General features: G+C 58.8%; 15 protein-coding genes and 1 pseudogene. All 16 read left to right on the top strand.

Translation table 11 applies throughout. The annotated features are described in order from the left end of the window. Positions 1–104: 104 nt before the first annotated feature. The 16 genes and pseudogenes from ACO4XG_RS02630 (at position 105) to proS (ending at position 18,797) form a co-directional block, all read left to right on the top strand. On the top strand, positions 105–1,196 hold the full coding sequence (locus tag ACO4XG_RS02630) for an N-acetylmuramoyl-L-alanine amidase (protein WP_308508706.1): 1,092 nt from the start codon (positions 105–107) through the stop codon (positions 1,194–1,196). A gap of 91 nt (positions 1,197–1,287) precedes the next feature. Continuing rightward, positions 1,288–1,782 carry a transcription elongation factor GreA gene (gene greA / locus ACO4XG_RS02625; protein ID WP_308508707.1) on the top strand — a complete coding sequence of 165 codons (495 nt, stop codon included), beginning with the start codon at positions 1,288–1,290 and terminating at the stop codon, positions 1,780–1,782. A gap of 94 nt (positions 1,783–1,876) precedes the next feature. Next, complete coding sequence (locus tag ACO4XG_RS02620) at positions 1,877–2,794, top strand: nucleotidyltransferase family protein (protein WP_308508708.1); 918 nt, start codon at positions 1,877–1,879, stop codon at positions 2,792–2,794. Beyond that, positions 2,787–3,218: pseudogene (locus tag ACO4XG_RS02615) on the top strand (shikimate kinase); the annotation flags it as partial. The gene ACO4XG_RS02620 and the pseudogene ACO4XG_RS02615, both read left to right, overlap by 8 nt. Positions 3,219–3,228: 10 nt before the next feature. Further along, positions 3,229–3,921, top strand: a complete 693-nt coding sequence (locus tag ACO4XG_RS02610; RefSeq protein WP_485129645.1) for a flavin reductase family protein — start codon at positions 3,229–3,231, stop codon at positions 3,919–3,921. Positions 3,922–4,012: 91 nt separating this feature from the next. Further along, the gene (locus ACO4XG_RS02605; RefSeq protein ID WP_308508710.1) at positions 4,013–5,464 is read left to right on the top strand and encodes an SWIM zinc finger family protein; all 1,452 of its coding nucleotides are present in this window, start codon (positions 4,013–4,015) and stop codon (positions 5,462–5,464) included. A gap of 16 nt (positions 5,465–5,480) precedes the next feature. Next, positions 5,481–7,307 carry a hypothetical protein gene (locus tag ACO4XG_RS02600; protein WP_308508711.1) on the top strand — a complete coding sequence of 609 codons (1,827 nt, stop codon included), beginning with the start codon at positions 5,481–5,483 and terminating at the stop codon, positions 7,305–7,307. A gap of 14 nt (positions 7,308–7,321) precedes the next feature. Then, positions 7,322–8,404: an ATP-binding protein gene (locus ACO4XG_RS02595; protein ID WP_308508712.1), complete on the top strand. Its 1,083-nt coding sequence runs from the start codon at positions 7,322–7,324 to the stop codon at positions 8,402–8,404. Between the two features lie 17 nt (positions 8,405–8,421). After that, positions 8,422–10,671: a DUF5682 family protein gene (locus ACO4XG_RS02590; RefSeq protein WP_308508713.1), complete on the top strand. Its 2,250-nt coding sequence runs from the start codon at positions 8,422–8,424 to the stop codon at positions 10,669–10,671. Between the two features lie 11 nt (positions 10,672–10,682). Continuing rightward, entirely contained in the window at positions 10,683–11,891 is a 1,209-nt protein-coding gene (locus ACO4XG_RS02585) for a VWA domain-containing protein (RefSeq protein ID WP_308508714.1), read from the top strand. 61 nt (positions 11,892–11,952) lie between these two features. Continuing rightward, positions 11,953–12,456, top strand: coding sequence for a QueT transporter family protein (locus ACO4XG_RS02580; protein ID WP_308508715.1), 504 nt, complete (start codon positions 11,953–11,955; stop codon positions 12,454–12,456). Between the two features lie 38 nt (positions 12,457–12,494). Then, entirely contained in the window at positions 12,495–13,904 is a 1,410-nt protein-coding gene (gene murC / locus ACO4XG_RS02575) for a UDP-N-acetylmuramate--L-alanine ligase (RefSeq protein ID WP_308508716.1), read from the top strand. A gap of 141 nt (positions 13,905–14,045) precedes the next feature. Beyond that, complete coding sequence (locus ACO4XG_RS02570; RefSeq protein ID WP_308508717.1) at positions 14,046–15,095, top strand: DnaD domain protein; 1,050 nt, start codon at positions 14,046–14,048, stop codon at positions 15,093–15,095. Between the two features lie 13 nt (positions 15,096–15,108). Continuing rightward, the gene (locus ACO4XG_RS02565) at positions 15,109–16,122 is read left to right on the top strand and encodes an ATP-binding protein (protein ID WP_308508718.1); all 1,014 of its coding nucleotides are present in this window, start codon (positions 15,109–15,111) and stop codon (positions 16,120–16,122) included. A 35-nt stretch (positions 16,123–16,157) separates the two neighbouring features. Further along, on the top strand, positions 16,158–17,342 hold the full coding sequence (locus tag ACO4XG_RS02560; protein WP_308508719.1) for a ribose-phosphate pyrophosphokinase: 1,185 nt from the start codon (positions 16,158–16,160) through the stop codon (positions 17,340–17,342). A 15-nt stretch (positions 17,343–17,357) separates the two neighbouring features. Beyond that, positions 17,358–18,797, top strand: a complete 1,440-nt coding sequence (proS, locus tag ACO4XG_RS02555) for a proline--tRNA ligase (protein ID WP_308508720.1) — start codon at positions 17,358–17,360, stop codon at positions 18,795–18,797. Positions 18,798–18,804: the final 7 nt, after the last annotated feature.

Here is an 18,804-nt window from a genome sequence, read left to right as displayed (position 1 = left end):
CGAAAGCCGTCTCTTTTTCTTAAGAGTATTGTCGCTTGCGGCGCACCGCAAGTAACTTTAAGATAGATAGAAACGCGTGTGGGGCGCGAGTGAGAGGAGAAAAGATGAGAAAAGCATATCTGACAGCGGCAGTGACAGTCTCGCTCTGTGCGGCACTTTCGTTCGGCGCAGCGGCAGCTTCGTTTCAATCGGTCAATCAGCAGATGTATGTCAGCGCGAGCAGCCTGAATGTGCGGACAGAGCCTTCGGCCGGCGCGAGCCGGGTGCGGAGCCTGACGCACGGCACGGCGGTACAGGTGAACGGACTTTCCGGAGAGTGGGCGCGCATTTCGCTCGGCGGCAAGAATTACTATGTCGCGAGCCGTTACTTGAGCAGCGGAAACAGCGCGGCGGCGAGCACGGCAACGGCAGCGGCGAGTACGCCGGTCTCTGTCCCGGAAGGTGTCACGGTCAGCGACATTTCGCTCAGCGACAACCTGCGCTTTGCCTCGTCCTCGAAGATTAAGACGGGGACCGCAAAGCTCTATAAGAATACCAAGGGAGCCTACGGTGATAAGGTAATCTGCGTGAATGCGGGGCATGGCACGAGCGGCGGTGAGCGCGTGAAGACGCTCTCGCACCCGGACGGCAGCCCGAAGGTCACGGGCGGCACGAACCAGCGCGGAGCGGTGGAGTCCATGGCGGTCTCCTCGGGCATGACGTTTCAGGACGGCACGCCGGAGAGCCGGGTCACTTTGCAGGAGGCACAGATTCTCCGCGATGTGCTCTTAAAGCGGGGCTTCAGTGTCCTCATGATACGCGAGGGCAGCGATGTGCAGCTCGACAACATTGCCCGCACGGTGCTCGCGAACAACTATGCGGCCTGCCACATTGCGGTTCACTGGGACAGCACCTCTTCCGATAAGGGCGCGTATTTCATGAGCGTGCCGGACGGCATGAAGAAGATGGATCCGGTCTCCTCGACCTGGCAAAAGAGCGAGGCCTTCGGCGAGGCGCTGATCGGCGGTCTCCGCGGCAAGGGCGTCAAAATTTTCGGCAGCGGCTCGATGGATGTGGATCTCACGCAGACCTCGTATTCGACGGTGCCGAGCGTGGACATTGAGCTCGGCGATAAAGTCTCGGATCACAGCGAGGCGACACTCCGAAAGCTCGCCGAGGGGCTTGCGGACGGCGTTACGCAGTATTTTACAAAATAAGACAGCACCGGAACGTGCGGGGAAGTCTTCCGAACGGCAGGGAAGACTTCCCTTTTCCTGTGCGGCGGGCTGTTTGCCCGGGGAGGAAGCGATGGGAGAAAAACTGACAAAGGCGGATGTCAAAAAGATAGAAGAGGAGATTGAGCACCGCAAGCTTGTGCTGCGCCCCGAACTGATTCAGGCAGTCAAGGAGGCGAGGGCGCAGGGCGATCTCTCCGAAAACTTTGAGTATTACGCCGCAAAGCGGGAAAAGAACCGGAATGAGAGCCGCATCGGCTATCTGGAGCGTATGCTGAAGTTTGCGACCATCATTGAGGATCGCGCCGCGGCCGATGAAGTCGGGCTCAATAAGATGGTGGAAGTCTATTTTGTCGATGAGGACGAGAGTGAGCGTTACAAGGTCGTGACTTCGATTCGCAGCGAGACGACGGAGGGGCGCATCTCGATCGAGTCGCCGCTCGGCAAGGCGCTGCTCGGACACAAGGTCGGCGACCGCGTGCAAGTCAGCCTGCCGCAGGGCGGCTATGAGGTCGAAATCCGCTCGATTGCCGAGGATCACAGCGACGATGCAATTAGTTCCTTTTAAGAAAATAGTCGCGAAATATCGTAAAATCGCGTATCATGGAAGTATATTGCGCACGCTTTGAAAGGAAAGCAGGCGATCACAGGAGGAAATGCATATGAAAACGACACTGGTGGTGCTCGCGGCAGGCATCGGCTCCCGCTTCGGCGGCGGCATCAAGCAGCTCACGCCGATGGGACCGAACGGCGAGATTATCATGGACTATGCGATCTATGATGCGAAGCGCGCGGGCTTTGACAAGGTTGTGTTCATCATCCGCAAGGACCTCGAGCAGGACTTTAAGAGCATCATCGGCGACCGCATCTCAAAGGTCATCGAGACCGACTATGCGTTCCAGGAGATCGACGATCTGCCGGCGGGCTTCTCCGTGCCGGAGGGCAGAAAGAAGCCCTGGGGCACCGGTCAGGCGTTATTATCGGTGCGCGGCAAGGTCAATGAGCCGTTCGTGGTCATCAACGCGGACGATTACTACGGTCCGGAGGGCTTCCGCGCGGTCCACAAGTACATGACGGAAGAGATGCTGCAGGGCGGCGGGCATCTCGACATGTGCATGGCGGGCTTCATTCTGAAGAACACGCTCTCGGACAACGGCACAGTGACGCGCGGTGTCTGCGAAGTCGATGAGAGACATATGCTGAAGAGTGTCCGCGAAACCTTTGAGATCCGTATGACGGAGGAGGGTCTGCAGGCCAAGGACGGCGCGGGCAATCCGGTCTCTCTGACGCCCGAGCAGTACGTCTCGATGAATATGTGGGGCCTGCCGCCGCAGTTTCTCGACGTCCTCGCCGAGGGCTTCCCGGCCTTTTTGCAGGCGCACGGCACGGAGCAAAAGAGCGAATACCTCCTGCCGAGCATCGTGGACAGCTGCATCCAGAGCGGCAGAGGCAGTGTCAAAGTGCTGCCGACCCACGACAAATGGTTCGGCGTGACCTATCAGGAGGACAAGCCGACGGTCGTCGCGGCGATTCGCGCGCTGATTGAGAGCGGCCGGTATCCGGAGAAGCTCTATGACTAAGAATTGCCTCACGCTGATCGGGATGCCGGCTTCCGGCAAGAGCTCCGTCGGCGTTGTGCTTGCAAAAAAGACAGGTCGCCGTTTTATAGACGGCGACCTTCTGATTCAGGAGCAGAGCGGAAAGCTCTTAAAGGATCTGATTGCCGAGCGCGGGGACGACGGGTTTCGCGCGTTGGAAGATGAGACCCTGGCGGCGCTCGAGACGGAAAATGCCGTGATTGCGCCAGGCGGCTCGGTGATATACGGCGAGAAGGCGATGGCCAGACTCAAGGCGCTCGGAAAAGTCATTTATCTGAAGCTCTCCTACCCCGCCATTCAGCGGCGGCTCGGAGATCTGACTGCGCGCGGCGTCAGCATCAAAGAGGGACAGACACTCCGGGATCTCTACCGGGAGCGCACGGTGCTCTATGAGAAGTATGCCGATCTTGTGATCGATGAGAACGGACTCAGCACGCGGAAAGTGGTCGAGGCCATTGCACGGGCAATCGGCGAGGGCGGCGATTCGCCCGCGCCGCCGGAACCGAAAAAACAGTGGAGAAGAAAGAGGAGAAACGATGGCAAAGGAAGTGTGGCGCGGCGGAAACATGCTGTATCCGGTGCCGGCAGTCATGGTGAGCTGCCGCGGCAACGACGGAAGCAGCAATCTGATCACCGTCGCGTGGGCGGGGACCGTGTGCTCCGATCCGCCGATGGTGTCGATCTCCGTTCGTCCGGAGCGTCACTCCCACCGTCTTCTGGTGGAGAGCGGCGAGTTCGCAATCAATCTGACGACAGAGGCGCTGGTCCGAAAGGCCGATGAGGCAGGCGTGCGCTCGGGGCGCGATTGCAATAAGTGGGAGCTTCTCGGACTGACCGAGGAGAAGGCATCTAAAATCAAGGCACCGCTCGTCAAGGAGAGTCCTGTGAATCTCGAGTGCCGCGTGACAGAGCGTATCCCGCTGGGGACCCACGACCTCTTTCTCGCGGAAGTGCTTGCGGTCGATGTGGACAAGAGCCTGATGGACGAGAAGGGAAAGTTCTGTCTCGAAAAGGCCAAGCTGGTCGCGTATTCCCACGGGGAGTACTATGCACTCGGCACGCTGCTCGGTACTTACGGCTATTCGGTGCGGAAGAAAACAAAAAAGTGAGTTTTAGAATACAGCTACGGCGTGTTGCGGTAGCTGTATTTTTTTGGGATAATGAAGGGATAGCTAACAATCACAGCGCAGGAGGAGAGGAATGAGAATACTCAGCGAACAGGAAATACGTCCGCTTGCCCCCAATGACAGCGCTTTTCGAAACGGAAAGAAAATTTCGGACAGCGGTGCCTTTACGGAGCGGGTTTGTTCCAAGGACGAGAGTTACTACGCAGGCAGCTGTAAGGGCTCCGGAAAGAGCCTCTATCAGGTTTCCGCCTGCTTTGAAGAGGGCAAGGCGCCGGTGATACGCTGCAGCTGCCCGAGCCGTCAGTTTCCCTGCAAGCACGGGATTGCCCTCCTCTTTGAAATTGCCGCGGGCAAGGACTTTGCAGAGACAGAAATCCCCGAGGATATCGTAAAGAAGCAGGAAAAGCTCAAAAAGCGGGATGAGAAAAAGAGCGAAGAAAAGGCCGAGCTTGCCGAGGGAAAGCCGCAGGCAAAGAAAAAGAGTGTGAGCGGACAGACTGCCTTCCGAAAGAAGACGGAAAAACAGCTTGAGGGCCTTCTTCTCCTTGACGAGGCGTTAAACAGGCGCATGAAGCTCGGCTTACTCTCGAGTCTTACGGATACGAAGGAAGAGGATGCGCTCCTTGTAAAGCGACTCGGTGACAACTATCTCTCCGGGCCGCAACAGCTCTTTCGCCGCTTCAGCCTTGCACTCGGTGCGGCGGCGCATATGCGGGAGCAGGGCGAAAAGGAGCGCTATTTAAGAGAGGCGGTGCGGGAGCTCGAAAAGCTTCGCACCCTAGTGCGCCGCGGCAGCGCCTACTTAACAGAGAGACTGGAGGCGACTGCGCCGGACGCAAATCCGCTCTACGATGCGCTCGGCGGCGTGCGGAAGAAGGAAGAATTGGAGGCGCTCGGGCTAATGCTCTCCGAGACAGCACTGATGCAGCTTGCCTTCGAAGTGCGCTACGACGAGGCGAAGCGGGAGTTTCTGGATCTGGGACATTGGATTTCGCTTGCGGACGGAACGCTTTACCGCGAGATGAACTTTAGACCGCTCAGCGCAAAAAACTACATTGCGGAGAAGGACAGCTCCGATCGGAGACTCCGCGCGGAGTGCTTCCCTTACTACCCGGCCTTCCCGGGCGAGGCAGCGCGCATTCGACTCGAGGATGCGACGGCGGAGCAGCCGGAAGCGACGGATTTTGCGCGCATCATCGGCTTTGCGGCTCCCATTGCGCAGGCGGAAAAGCAGGCGATCAAGGCGCTTCAGTCGGTGCTTGCGGAGGACAAAGCGCCGGCGCTCCTGCAGCTTTCGGAGATAGAGGTAAAAGATGAGGCAGTCTACTTAAGGGATGCGGCGGGAAGTCAGCTTCGCATCACAGATGCTAACGGCAGTGAGGTAGCGCTTCGCCTGCTCTCGCAATTTGATACCGGGAAGAGCGCGGTCTTCGGGCTCTTCTTTGCGGATGAAGTGCGGCGGGAACTCTGCTTTTTGCCGCAGAGTCTGGTGACCGGGCGGGGCATCATCCGCCTCATGCTTTGAGCGGGGAGGGAAACGCATGAATGCGGAAATATTGACTTCGATGAGAGAGAGTCTTTTTCAGTGTGCCCTCACGGGAAGCGAACGCATTGCGGAGGATCCCCGCTTTTCGCGCGCTCTCGCGGAACTCGGGAATCACCGCAGTGAGGCGAAGGTCTTAGAAGAACTCGCGCGCCGCGGAGAACAGCTTCTTTTGCCTGCGGAGGAAAGAGGCACGCAGCTTCTGGACTTACTGGCTCTGTTGGACGCAGTCCTGCTCACGCAGAGCAAGGTTGCGGGAAGCGGGGACGAAGTTCCCTTAGAGGAAGCTGTGCAAAAGGAGGCAATCCCGGAGATCTATTATCGGCAGGAGAGCTATCGCAGTCTCGAGGGATTACGCCTTGCTCTGACCGAGAGCGGCAAGGGGCGCATGGAAGTGCTGAAGGCCGCAAGAGACAGCAAGCGCCCCTATCTCGAGGATCTGAGACTCCAGGAGCTCTTTCTCCGTGCGCTCGGCGACCGCTATGCGGAGTTTGCGGATGCGGTCGAGACTTGGATCCGGGAGGAGCGACCGCAGAGCATGTTGCCCCTGCTTCGACACGCCTTTGCACCGGAGCAGAAAGAAAGATTGCAGTGCCGCTACTTTACGCTGATCGATGTGCTGAGCGGCGGGGAGAGCGAGTCCTTCTATACGGATGTCATTGCGAGATCGCAGGGAGAGCTGAAGGAGACAGCGATTGCGGCGCTCGGCGCGCATCCGGAATTTTACGGAACCCTCCTGTCTCTCGAGAAGACCGAAAAAAACAAGGCGCATGCCGCGGTGATTGCGGCGCTCGCAAAATATCCGGAGGCCGAGGAAGTGGTCAGAGAGAATTTCCTCAAAAAGCCCGCGCGCTATCTCGATGCGATTGCGCACTGCCCCTTCCCGTACGCAGCGGATCTCGTCGCGGCAGAGATGGAGAAGATGTATCCGGATGCCGAGAAGGAGAGGGAAAACCGGACCTATCTGGAAAAGATGAAGGAACTCTGGTATGCGGCAATCGACATGGAGAGCCCGGCGCTTCTTCGACAGCTCACGCGAACCGGCGCGATTGTGTCGCATGTGCGCCGCGTCTATCTCAATTCGAGACTCTGGAAGACTCCGCTCAGTGCGGACTTCCGCGCGGCGCTTCATACCCTGCTTCCCGATCTGCCGCCGCGGGAACAGACCAAGCTGGACTTTTTTCTCGCCCTGGAGGAAAAGACGCCGGCAGAGGTCTATGAAATATTCTCGGGGCTGTTTGCGGAGAGGCAGGGACTCCTTGGCCAAGTGAAGGCTGCGCTCGGCTCGCAGGCGGAAAATCAGGAGAGGCAGGAAAGGCAGGACGGCATTTTAGAGGCGACGGAGAGTTTCTGCCTCCGTCCCGCATACGGCCGGGAACATATGGACCCGCGCTGGTATCCGCTTTTATTGCAACAGAAGCGCTACAGTGAGTACGAAAAGGGGCTTCGCGCGCTCTACCGGGAGGATATTCCAAACGCTAAGGAACTCTGGAGTGCCTGGGAGTACAAAAACGTACAGAACCGCCCTGCGACGGAGGAAGATATTCAGCGGCTGAAAGCCTACGCTTGGACGGACTTCTCGAAGATCTTTGACGGCAGCATAAAGACTTGGCAGAGACGCGGTTTCTATAACTACGACCTCACGGAACTCAGTGAGCAGGCGCTTTCAATCGGACTCCCGAAGGATGAACTCATTGCTCTTTTGGAGCGGGTCTATAAGGGCGTGAACATGCGGAGCAACAACTACGGAAACGCGACACAGAGGCTCTACGCGGCGATTCAGGCGCTGAAGGACGGTACGGACCCGAGAGCGCTCACTTGGTAAGAAAAGGAGACAGGATGGAACAGAAGGAAGTACAGCGTCGCGCGGCCGAGAGCCTGTTTGCGGATGAGATTGCCGCACTTATGGCAGCAGAACAGAACGAAGTCCCCGAGGGGTGGCATATGTCGCCGCGCTCGGTGCTCACCTATATTCTCGGCGGCAAGGCAGGGGACAAGGTCATCAGCCCGAAGTATATCGGCGACCGCCGCATTGTCGAGATTGCGGTCGCAACGCTTCTCACGGACCGCTCGCTCCTCTTAATCGGCGAGCCCGGCACCGCAAAGTCCTGGCTCTCGGAGCATTTGACGGCAGCCATCAACGGGGATTCGGGGCGTGTCGTGCAGGGCACGGCCGGTACGACCGAGGAGCAGATTCGCTACTCCTGGAACTACGCGCTCTTAATTGCCGAGGGTCCGAGTGAGCGGGCACTCGTAAAGACGCCCATTTTCCGCGCGATGGAAGAGGGCAAGATTGCGCGCTTTGAGGAGATTTCCCGCTGCGCGCCGGAGGTGCAGGACGCTCTCATTTCCCTGCTCTCGGAGAAGCGGATTTCGATTCCGGAATTGAATCGCGAGCAGGCTGCCCTGCGCGGCTTCTCGCTGATTGCGACCGCGAATACGCGCGACAAGGGCGTGAACGAAATGTCCGCCGCGCTGAAGCGCCGCTTTAACATGGTAATTCTGCCGAGCCCGAAGAACCTCGAGGCGGAGGTCGAAATTGTGGAGACGCGCCTGCGTCAGCTCTCGGCGGAACTCCGTCTGCCGGCAGTCCTGCCGGCCGAGGCCGCCGTCCGCAAGGTCTGCACGGTATTCCGCGAGCTTCGTGCGGGACAGACCATCGACGGTGCCCAGAAAGTCAAGACAACGCAAAATGTACTCTCGACTGCGGAGGCGATTTCGCTCCTCGTGAACAGTATGGCGCTGGCCGGAAGCTTCGGCACCGGCGAAGTGCAAGACAGTGACCTCGCGGCAGCGCTGCAGGGTGCGATTGTCAAAGACGAAGAGAAGGATCAGAAAATATGGGAAGAGTATCTCGAGCACATCATGAAGCGGCGCGGCAGCGAGTGGGCAAAGCTCTATGACGCCTGCCGCTCGCTGTGAGCGAAGAGAGGGGCGGCATGGAGAGCGGGGAAAGAGCGCCGGTCTTTGTCGGCATACGCCACCACTCGCCGACCGGCGCCCGCTTTATCCGGGAACTGCTCCGGGAGAGGCGGCCCGCCTGCGTTCTGATTGAGGCGCCTGCGGACTTTGAAAGCCTCATTGACCGGCTTGCGGACCCGGCGCTGAAGCCGCCGTTTGCCGTGATGGCCTATACGACGGAGGCGCCGGTGCGGAGTGTCCTCTACCCGTTTGCGGTCTATTCTCCCGAGTACCGGGCGCTGCTTGCCGCGCGGGAACTCGGAATTCCGGTCGCCTTTTGCGATCTGCCTTCTTCCTATATGCTGGGTCTACAGGGCGCCGTGGAGCGTTATCTCGACCGGAAACGGGACGAGGCAGCGGAAAAAGAGACAGAGAGCGCCGCGGAACCCGACGACATGGAGGGCTTCTGGGAGCGCTATCTCGAGCAGAGCCCGACGCTCGGAGACTATCTCGAGCGCTCCCGGATTTTCGGCGAAGAAGTGCGGGCCGCCATGCCCGGTGAGCGTTTCGAACAGGCGCACAATGCGGTCCGGGAGGCCTATATGCGCCGCGTGATTGCGGAAAAAATCGCAGCGGGGATTCCGGCGGACCGCCTGGTCGTTCTGACCGGTGCCTTTCACACACCGGCACTTTCCGCGGGGGAGCTGCTCGACGATGCAGCGCTTCAAAAGCTGCCGCAGTGCAAGGCGCAGCTCACACTGATGCCCTACTCGTACCGGCGCTTATCAAGCCGCTCGGGCTATGCGGCCGGCAACCGTGTGCCCGCCTACTATGAACTGCTCTGGAAAGCGCTTGCGGCGGGAAAGCCCGAGAGCCACGCGGCGCGTTATCTGTCCGCGCTGGCCGTACACATCCGGGAGCGGGGCGGTCTGGTCTCTTCGGCGGAAGTGCTGGAGGCGACCTTACTCGCCGAGAGCCTCACAAGGCTGCGCGAGGGGGTATATCCGACGCACGAAGAGCTGCAGGATGCCGCGGTGACCTGCATGGGGCACGGGAGCTTCGGCGAGATTGCCGAGGGACTCGCGCTCACCGATATCGGCACGAAAATCGGAGAGGTGCCGAAGAGCGGGCTGCTCACTTCGATTCAGCAGGATTTTGCGGATCAGTGTGCGGACTTAAAGCTGAATTTCGGCCCGGTCGCGGAAAAGCTCCGCTTGGATCTCCGCGAAAATCGCCGCGCAAAGAGCGAGAAGAGCGCCTTTTTACAGCTGCGCCGCTCCTTCTTTTTGCAGCGCCTACGCCTCCTCGGCATCGGTTTTGCCGCTTTGCAAGGCAGCAGACAGCAGGATGCGAGCTGGGAGGAAAACTGGGTAGTAAGCAGGACGCCGGAGGCGGAGATGCAGCTCGCCGAGGCCGTCTTAAAAGGCGACACGATCGCGCACGCCGTGAGCTTTGATTTGCAGGAGAGGCTCGCGGCGGCAGAACAGATTGCGGAGATTACGGAGCTCCTCGAGAGCGCTTTTCTCTGCGGCATGCCGGAACTTTTGCAGGCGGCGGTCAGCCGTCTTGACAGCGCGAGCATCGATCAGATTTCCATCGAGGAGATTGCGCGGACAGCCAAAATTCTTTCGCGCATGTTGCAGTTCGGGGATGTGAGGCAGTCGGATGTCTCGGTGCTCCGCCCCATCTTGGAGCGCCTTTTGCTCCGCGCGAGTCTTACCCTTACGGACGCCTGCTTCTGCGACGACGAGGCGGCGGGGCATCTCGCAAGGAGCATCGAGGATATCCAGAGTATCTTCAGTGTGGAAAAGGACTTGCCGAGCGAAAAGTGGGAGCAGGCCATTCGGGAGCTTTCGCGCCGGGATGATTTAAACGCCAAGCTCTCGGGGCTTGCAACGGCGATACGCCTCGATCTCGGCGACCTCGGCGAGGAAGAACTTTCCCGGGAAATCAGCCGCCGCATGTCAATCGGACTTCGGGCGGAACTCGGCGCGCTCTGGTTCGAGGGACTTTCGCTCCGAAATCACTATGCGCTGATTGTGCGGCGCGTGGTCTGGGAGAGTCTGAGCCGCTATATCGATGCGATTCCCGAGGACTGCTGGCAGCGCGCCATGGTCTTTCTGCGCCGTGCCTTCGCGACTTACACGGCGGGCGAAAAGGATATGGTCGCCGAGAATCTGGCGGAATTCTGGGGCTTACAGAAGGAACAGCTCAGCGAAGTTCTGAACGCGGAGCTCAGCCAAGAGGAAAGTCAGGCGCTCGAATCCTTTGACTTTGACGATTTCTAGGGAGGCAGGACATGGACGAAAACGAAGCGCGAATTCGAAAGTGGAGACTGCTCCTCGGAAGAGAGAGCGAGGAGCGCTGGAAACAGTACGGGAGCGGAACGGACAATCTTCTCTCCGATGAGGATAGGCTCATGGATCTCGCGCTCGATGCGATTTACAATGCGAATGCCTATTTCTCTTACGGAGACGGCAATGCTTCCGGCGGTATGCGGGGCGGAAGAGAGACAAGCACCATAAGCCGCTGGCTCGGCGACATCAGAAGCCTGTTCCCGCCGGACTTGGTTAAGCTGGTGCAGGGCGATGCCGTGGAGCGCTGCGGCATGAAAGAGCTTCTGTTTGAGCCGGAGCTTCTCGACGCCGCCGAGCCGAGCGTGGACCTCGGCAGCATGTTGCTCCTCTTAAAGGATCAGGTGCCGAAACAGAGTAAGGAGAGCGCGCGCCGCTTTATTCAGCGCATTGTCGAGGAAATTCAGCGCCGTCTCGCGGAAGATGTGCGCCGTGCGGTTGTGGCCGCCTGCAAGCGGACAGAGCACACGCCGATTCCCTCGGCCTCGGGACTTGATTTCAAGAAGACCATACGCCACGGCCTCAAAAACTACGATGCGGCGAAAAAGCGCATCCTCCCCGAGAAGTACTACTTCTTTGCGAAGCAGCAGAACAACGCCGCAAAGTATCACATCATCCTCGACATCGACCAGAGCGGCTCGATGGGAGAGTCGGTGCTCTACGCTTCGGTCATGAGCAGCATCCTCGCCTCGCTCCGCGCCGTGAAGACCCATGTGGTCGCTTTTACGACGGAGGTTGTCGACCTAAGCGATAAGATTGAGGACCCGGTCGAGCTGCTGTTCGGCTTTCAGCTCGGCGGCGGCACCGACATCAATAACTCGGTCAAGTACTGCGAGACATTGATTGAGGAGCCGAAGAAGACTCTCTTCTTTCTCATTACCGACCTCATGGAGGGCGGAAACCGCGCTGCGCTGATGCGCCGCATTGCGTCGATGAAGGAAGCCGGTGTCCGCGTGATTGTGCTGCTCGCGATTGCGGACGGCGGCGCCCCCTATTACGATGAGCACAACGCAAAGCACATCGCCTCGCTCGGCATTCCCTGCTTTGCCTGCGCACCGGAGCGTCTGCCGGAACTCCTGGAGGCCGCGCTGAAAGACGAAGATCTCTCACAGTTTTCCGGAGAAGCGCGAAAAGGAGGGAAATCCGTGCTATAATGTTGCACCGGTGAGTTCGAGACCATCCTCACCTAAAACAAAACTATGGAGGAAACAAAAAATGAGAGAAACATCCCTTGGCAACACGCGGGCGCTGGTGAATGCCGCGCTGCTCGCCGCAGTCTACGCCGCGCTGACCTATGTCACGAAGCCCATCAGCTTCGGCGCCGTGCAGTTTCGCGTCTCGGAGGCGCTCTGCATCCTGCCCGTCTTTACGGTCGCAGCCGTGCCCGGGCTCTTTGTGGGCTGCTTCCTCGCAAACTTCCTGTCCGGCGCAGCGGCGCTCGATGTGATTTTCGGAAGTCTTGCGACGCTGCTCGGTGCCTACGGCACTTACCGGCTCCGCGACAAAGGCTATCTCGCCGCTCTGCCGCCCATTCTCTGCAACGCGCTGATCATTCCCTTCGTGCTGCGCTACGGCTATGGGATTGAGGGCTTCCTGCCGTTCTTTGTGTTGACAGTCGGTGTCGGCGAAATCATTGCGGTCGGAATTTTGGGGAATATGCTCCGCCTCGCGCTGCTGCGCTACGGCAGCAAGCTCTTTCCGGAGGGCAGCATAGGCTGAGCGCGATTGACGAATCGGATTGGTTGAGGAGAGACAGAATGGATACAGTCAGTATTGATTTCAAAAAGCCCTGCCGCGTCTATTTTATGGGGATCGGCGGCGTCAGCATGAGCGGTCTTGCGGAAATTCTTCAGAAAGAAGGATTCTCGGTGAGCGGAAGCGACGCGAAGGAGAGCGAGTTCACGGCACATCTGAAAACACGGGGCATACGGATTTATATCGGACAGCGGGCGGAGAATCTCAGCAGTCCGGTTGACTATGTGATTTATACGGCGGCCATTCACCCGGATAATCCGGAGTTTCGGGAGGCAAAGCGGCAGGGCATTCCGATGCTGAGCCGCGCGGAGCTCCTCGGGCAGCTGATGCGCTGCTACGGGGAGAGCATCGCGGTCAGCGGCACGCACGGAAAGACCACGACAACCTCGATGCTGTCTCTCATTCTGCTCGCGGCAAAAAAGGATCCGACCATTTCGCTCGGCGGAAATCTGGATGCAATCGGCGGCAATATCCGGGTCGGCGGCAGCGAGACCTTTTTGCTCGAGGCCTGCGAATATACGAACAGCTTCCTGTCCTTTTTTCCGACGCTCGAAGTGATTCTGAACATCGAGGCGGATCACCTCGACTTTTTCAAGGATATCGACGACATTCGCCGCTCGTTCCGGCGCTTTGTGCAGCGCATGCCGGAGAACGGCAGCCTCGTCATCGACAATCGGATCCGGGATTACCGGGAAATTGTCGGGGACTTCAAGGGCAAGGTCGTGACGGTGGGAACCGAAGCGGCGGACTATTATCCGACGGATATCCGCTTTGACGAACGCGGCAACGCGGCCTTTACGCCGACGGAGCGCGGCAAGGCACTCCCGCGTATTCAGCTCTCTGTGCCGGGCGAGCACAATGTCTACAATGCGCTCGCGGCCCTGGCGGCCTGCCGCCTGCTCGGCATTCCGGCGGAAACCGTGCGCGAGGGACTCGAGGCTTACCGCGGCACGGAGCGACGCTTTGAGAAAAAGGGGGAGTACCGGGGCGCTGTCATCGTGGATGACTATGCGCATCACCCGCAGGAAATTGCGGCGACTTTAAAGGCCGCAAAGAACTATCCGCACAAGGCGCTCTGGTGCGTTTTTCAGCCGCACACCTATACGAGAACCAAGGCACTTCTGCCGGATTTCGGCAAGGCGCTTGAGGGAGCGGATCATGTGCTGCTCGCCGATATTTATGCGGCGCGGGAGACCGACACCCTCGGGATCAGCTCGCGCGATGTCGCAGAGGCCATCAATGCGGATCAGCCCGGCAAGGCGCGGTATTTCGGCAGCTTCGGTGAAATCGAGGATTATCTCGACAGGGTGACAGAGCCCGGAGACCTCGTGATTACGATGGGAGCCGGCGATATTTTCCGGGTCGGCGAAGAACTTTTAGAGCGGGCAAAAACAGCCGATGTGAAAAAATAAGACCTGAAAAGGCGCGAGAAAAGCCGGTGTGCGAAACTGCACACCGGCTTTTCCACAGCCTTGTGGATAAATTGTGGAAAAAGATGTGAAGTTCTCGGGGATACTTTATGTTAAGATGAGCAGTGAGAAAAGGAGGATGAGATGAAAATTATTTTTCAGGGCGACGCCGCGCCCGGCGTGACGGTCGTCTCCAACGAATTTATCGACCGCTATATGCCATCGGTAAACGGCGCATATGTCAAGGTTTATCTCTATCTCCTGCGCCATCGGGGCGAGGAGGTCACAGACGCCCGGATTGCGGACAGCTTAGAACTCACGGAGGGCGATGTGAAGCGCGCGCTGCTCCGCTGGCAGCGGGAAGGTCTGATCGCGGGCGATATCGGACAGGACGGACTCCGGGAGACAGAGAGCGGGTATGAGCTGCCCGAAACGCGGCCGGAGTCGGAACCGCTGCCCGATAGCCGGGAGCCGGAACCGGCGGAACCCGTTCTGCCGCCGGCCAAACTGCCGGACAAATCCGGCGTGGATTTCCGGCGTCTGCAGGATGACAGCGAATTTGCGGGCTTAAGTTATGCGCTGCAGCGCTATCTCGGCAGAACCTTTTCGCAGACGGACACCGAGACTGTCGCCTATCTCTACGGGACACTCGGCATGTCGGCGGATTTGCTGATTAAACTCGGCGAGTACTGCGCGGAAAAGAAAAAGAGTTCGCTCCGCTATTTTGAAAAAGTTGCGCTCGACTGGTACGAGAGAGGCATCCGGACGCCGGAGGAGGCAGAGCAGCGCGGCCAGAGCTATACCAAAGAGGTCTATGCGGTCTTAAAGGCCTTCGGCATTCGCGACCGCGGTCCCGGCGTCGAGGAACAGAAGTTTATCGAGAAGTGGTACCGGGAGTATGCGTTCTCCGAGGAACTGGTTGTAGAGGCCTGCAGCCGGACCCTTCGCCATGTCAATAAGCCGAGCTTCCCCTATGCCGACGGCATTCTGACCAGATGGCATCGCGCGGGCGTTCACAGCATGCAGGACATTGCGGAAGAGGACAAGAAGCGGGAGGAGACAGGCCGAAAGAAGGGCGCCGAGAGCGGCGCCAAAAAGAACGGGACGCGCTTTCATAATTTCGAGGAGCGGGAGGAAGATCCGAACGACCTCGTGCTGCAGCAGCTCAAGCGTAAGCTCGAGCAGGAGTCCTGAGAGGAGGTAGGGCGTGGCACTCAGCAATACAGAGTACAATGCCATTTTGCGCGAATACGAGGCGCTGCAGGCTGCGAGGCAGCAGCTGCTGCGGGCGCGGAAGGCAGAACTGAACCGTGTGTTGCCCGGCTACCACGCGCTCGAGCAGAAAATTGCCGACCGCGCCATGGCGCGCTACCGCGCGGCCGTCGGCGGAGACAAGGAAGCGCTGACGGGACTGAAGGCGGAACTCGAGGGACTGGAAAAGCAAAAGAGCGAGCTGCTTTGCGCGGCCGGGTATCCCGACGATTTTCTCACGCCGCCCTATCACTGCGAGCACTGCAAAGATACCGGTTTTGCGGACGGCGAAAAATGCCGCTGCTTCCGGCAGAAGATGATTGCGCGGCTCAGCCGTCAGGGCAGACTTGCGGCGAGCATACGCGAAGAGAATTTCAAACATTTCTCGCTCGACTACTACAGCGACGAGCGGAAGGTCCCGGGCCTCAACATGAGCGAGCGCGCCTACATGGAGCAGCTTGTGCTCGCGCAGTGCAAGGCCTATCTCAGGAATTTTGACAAGAGAAAGGGCAATCTGTTGTTCACCGGAAAACCCGGGCTCGGCAAGACCTTTCTCTCGCACTGCATCGCCGGGGAACTCTTGTCGCGCGGCAAGACCGTCGTCTACCTCAGCGCGGAGGAGCTTTTTTCCCTGCTCGCCGCAACCCAGTGGCGACAGCGCGCGGAGAGCGACGAGGAAAAAATCAGGGCGCGGGAGGAGAGAGAATTCCGCGAATATATTTACGGTTGCGATTTCCTGATCATAGACGACCTCGGGACAGAGTTCGGCAATGCCTTTACGGCCTCGGCGTTTTTCACGCTCTTAAATGAGCGTCTCATCACAAAGCGCGGCACGCTGATCTCCACCAATCTGGACCCGAAGCAACTGAAAGCGCAATATACCGAGAGAAGCACATCGCGCATTTTGGGCGAATATGATATACTTCCCTTCTATGGAAGCGATATCCGCGCAAAGAAGCGCAAGCAATAGTTTTCCGAATCATCGAAGAAAAAGGAGCAGAACAGATGTCGAACGAAGACAAAGAGATTGAGACCATTCCGGTGGGACCGCTTGGGCTGGTGCCCTTGAAGAGCTGTGAGGAGCTCGGGAAAAAGGTCGATGCCTATCTGGTGCGCTGGCGGAATGCGCGGCAGAGCGAGCACAAGGACACCCTTGCGTTCATGGGCTACGAGAAAGACTCCTTCATTGTCCGGAGCCAGATTAACCGCTTCGGCACGGGCGAGGGCAAGGGAACGCTCTTACAGTCGGTGCGCGGCAAGGATCTCTTCCTCATGGTGGATGTCTGCAACCACAGCCTGACCTATTCGCTCTGCGGCATGACCAATCATATGTCGCCGGATGACCATTTCGCGGATTTGAAGCGCATCATCTCGGCGGCGGCCGGAAAGGCGCGCCGCATCAATGTGATCATGCCCTTCCTCTACGAGAGCCGTGTGTCGCACCGGGACGGCAGAGAGTCGCTCGACTGCTCGCTCGCGCTGCATGAGCTCGTGAACATGGGGGTCGATAACATTCTGACTTTCGACGCGCATGAGCCGCGCGTGCAGAATGCGATTCCGCTGAAAGGCTTTGAGACCGTGCAGCCCATCTACCAGTTTATCAAGGCCCTCCTCCAGGCGGAGCCGGAACTCAAGGTGGATTCCGAGCACATGATGATCATCAGCCCGGACGCAGGCGGCATGGGCAGAGCGATTTACTTTGCGAACATGATGGGCCTTGATGTCGGCATGTTTTATAAGCGCCGCGACTACACGCGTCTGGTCGGCGGCAGGAACCCGGTTCTTGCGCACGAGTTCCTCGGGTCGGATGTCACCGGCAAAGAAGTGATTGTCGTGGACGACATGATTTCCTCCGGCGAGACCGTGCAGGAAGTCGCAAGGGAGTTAAAGCGCCGCGGCGCGCGGAAGGTCTTTGTCTGTGCGACCTTCGGTCTCTTTACGAACGGCCTCGCGCGCTTTGACCGCTACTACGAAGAGGGCATGATTGATAAGATTTTCACGACCAATCTGGTCTATCAGAGCCCGGAGCTCTTAAGCCGCCCCTACTATGTGAGCGTCGAGATGAGCAAATACATTGCACTTTTGATTGACAGTCTGAATCACGATACGTCCGTGAGTGAGCTCCTGCAGCCCAGCGAGCGCATTCACCGCGCGCTCACCAAGCACAGAGCCGCGCAGGAACGGAACTGAGGGAGAGAGGAAAGTATGGCAGAGGAGAAAAAAGCGGTCAAAGAGATTACTTCGATGGAACAGGATTTCGCACAGTGGTATACCGATATTGTGCGGAAGGCAGAGCTCTGCGACTATACGAGCGTCAAAGGCTGTATGGTCATTCAGCCTGCCGGATATGCAATCTGGGAGCGCATCCAGAGTCTTTTGGATCGGCGCTTCAAGGCGACAGGCGTAAAGAATTGCTACATGCCGCTTTTTATTCCCGAGAGTCTGCTCGACAAGGAGAAAGATCATGTCGAGGGCTTCGCGCCGGAAGTCGCCTGGGTCACGCAGGGCGGCCTTGAGCCCCTGCAGGAGCGCCTCTGCGTGCGCCCGACCTCGGAGACTTTGTTCTGCGATTACTATGCGAAACATGTGCACTCCTACCGCGATCTGCCGCAGGTGCTGAACCAGTGGTGTTCGGTGGTGCGCTGGGAAAAGACGACCCGTCCCTTCCTCCGCTCCCGTGAATTCCTCTGGCAGGAGGGACACACCGTGCACGCGACCGAAGAGGAGGCACAGGAGAGAACCGAGCAGATGCTGAATCTCTACGCGGATTTCTGTGAGCAGGAACTCGCAATTCCGGTGGTGCGCGGCCAGAAGACCGACAAGGAGAAGTTTGCCGGTGCGGTCGCGACTTATACGATCGAGTCCCTGATGCACGACGGCAAGGCGCTGCAGAGCGGCACGAGCCACAACTTCGGCGACGGGTTTGCGCGCGCCTTCGGCATGCAGTTCCAGGACAAGGACAATAGCCTCAAGTACATGCACCAGACATCCTGGGGCATGACAACCCGTATGATCGGCGCAATCATCATGGTGCACGGCGATGACTCCGGTCTTAAGATGCCGCCGCACATTGCGCCGGTGCAGGTCACGATTGTCCCGGTCGCGATGCACAAGGAAGGCGTTCTGGAGCGCGCCGAGGCGCTCGCGGCAGAGCTCAGAGCGGCAGGGGTTCGCGTCAACTTAGACGACACGGATCGTCGCCCGGGCTTTAAATTCGCCGAGTGCGAGATGCGCGGCGTGCCGCTTCGCATTGAACTCGGCCCGAAGGACATCGAGGCAGGCAGCTGCGTGCTGGTGCGTCGCGATAACGGTGAGAAGTCTGAGGCCTCGCTCGAAGGCATTGCGGCAACGGTTTCGGACATGCTCGAGACCATCCAGAAGGCCATGTTCGAGAGAGCCAAGGAGCATCGCGACACGCATACCTACGACGTGACCACGATGGAAGCGTTTGCGGAGACCGTGAAGAACCGCCCGGGCTTTGTTCGCGCGATGTGGTGCGGCGATCAGGCGTGTGAGGATAAAATCAAAGAGGAGACGGGGGCAACCAGCCGCTGCATTCCGTTCGCCCAGGAAAAGCTCGCGGACCGCTGTGTCTGCTGCGGAAAACCTGCGAAGAAGATGGTTTACTGGGGTGTTGCATACTAAAACGCAG

Source organism: Stomatobaculum sp. (assembly GCF_057248925.1).
This window is presented reverse-complemented; position numbering and strand designations above follow the sequence as displayed.

Bases quoted from the DNA above. Each gene is read 5' to 3' on its own strand.
- ACO4XG_RS02630 (WP_308508706.1), top strand. From the start codon at position 105: ATGAGAAAAGCATATCTGACAGCGGCAGTGACAGTCTCGCTCTGTGCG.
- greA (WP_308508707.1), top strand. From the start codon at position 1,288: ATGGGAGAAAAACTGACAAAGGCGGATGTCAAAAAGATAGAAGAGGAG.
- ACO4XG_RS02620 (WP_308508708.1), top strand. From the start codon at position 1,877: ATGAAAACGACACTGGTGGTGCTCGCGGCAGGCATCGGCTCCCGCTTC.
- ACO4XG_RS02610 (WP_485129645.1), top strand. From the start codon at position 3,229: ATGAGAACGGACTCAGCACGCGGAAAGTGGTCGAGGCCATTGCACGGG.
- ACO4XG_RS02605 (WP_308508710.1), top strand. From the start codon at position 4,013: ATGAGAATACTCAGCGAACAGGAAATACGTCCGCTTGCCCCCAATGAC.
- ACO4XG_RS02600 (WP_308508711.1), top strand. From the start codon at position 5,481: ATGAATGCGGAAATATTGACTTCGATGAGAGAGAGTCTTTTTCAGTGT.
- ACO4XG_RS02595 (WP_308508712.1), top strand. From the start codon at position 7,322: ATGGAACAGAAGGAAGTACAGCGTCGCGCGGCCGAGAGCCTGTTTGCG.
- ACO4XG_RS02590 (WP_308508713.1), top strand. From the start codon at position 8,422: ATGGAGAGCGGGGAAAGAGCGCCGGTCTTTGTCGGCATACGCCACCAC.
- ACO4XG_RS02585 (WP_308508714.1), top strand. From the start codon at position 10,683: ATGGACGAAAACGAAGCGCGAATTCGAAAGTGGAGACTGCTCCTCGGA.
- ACO4XG_RS02580 (WP_308508715.1), top strand. From the start codon at position 11,953: ATGAGAGAAACATCCCTTGGCAACACGCGGGCGCTGGTGAATGCCGCG.
- murC (WP_308508716.1), top strand. From the start codon at position 12,495: ATGGATACAGTCAGTATTGATTTCAAAAAGCCCTGCCGCGTCTATTTT.
- ACO4XG_RS02570 (WP_308508717.1), top strand. From the start codon at position 14,046: ATGAAAATTATTTTTCAGGGCGACGCCGCGCCCGGCGTGACGGTCGTC.
- ACO4XG_RS02560 (WP_308508719.1), top strand. From the start codon at position 16,158: ATGTCGAACGAAGACAAAGAGATTGAGACCATTCCGGTGGGACCGCTT.
- proS (WP_308508720.1), top strand. From the start codon at position 17,358: ATGGCAGAGGAGAAAAAAGCGGTCAAAGAGATTACTTCGATGGAACAG.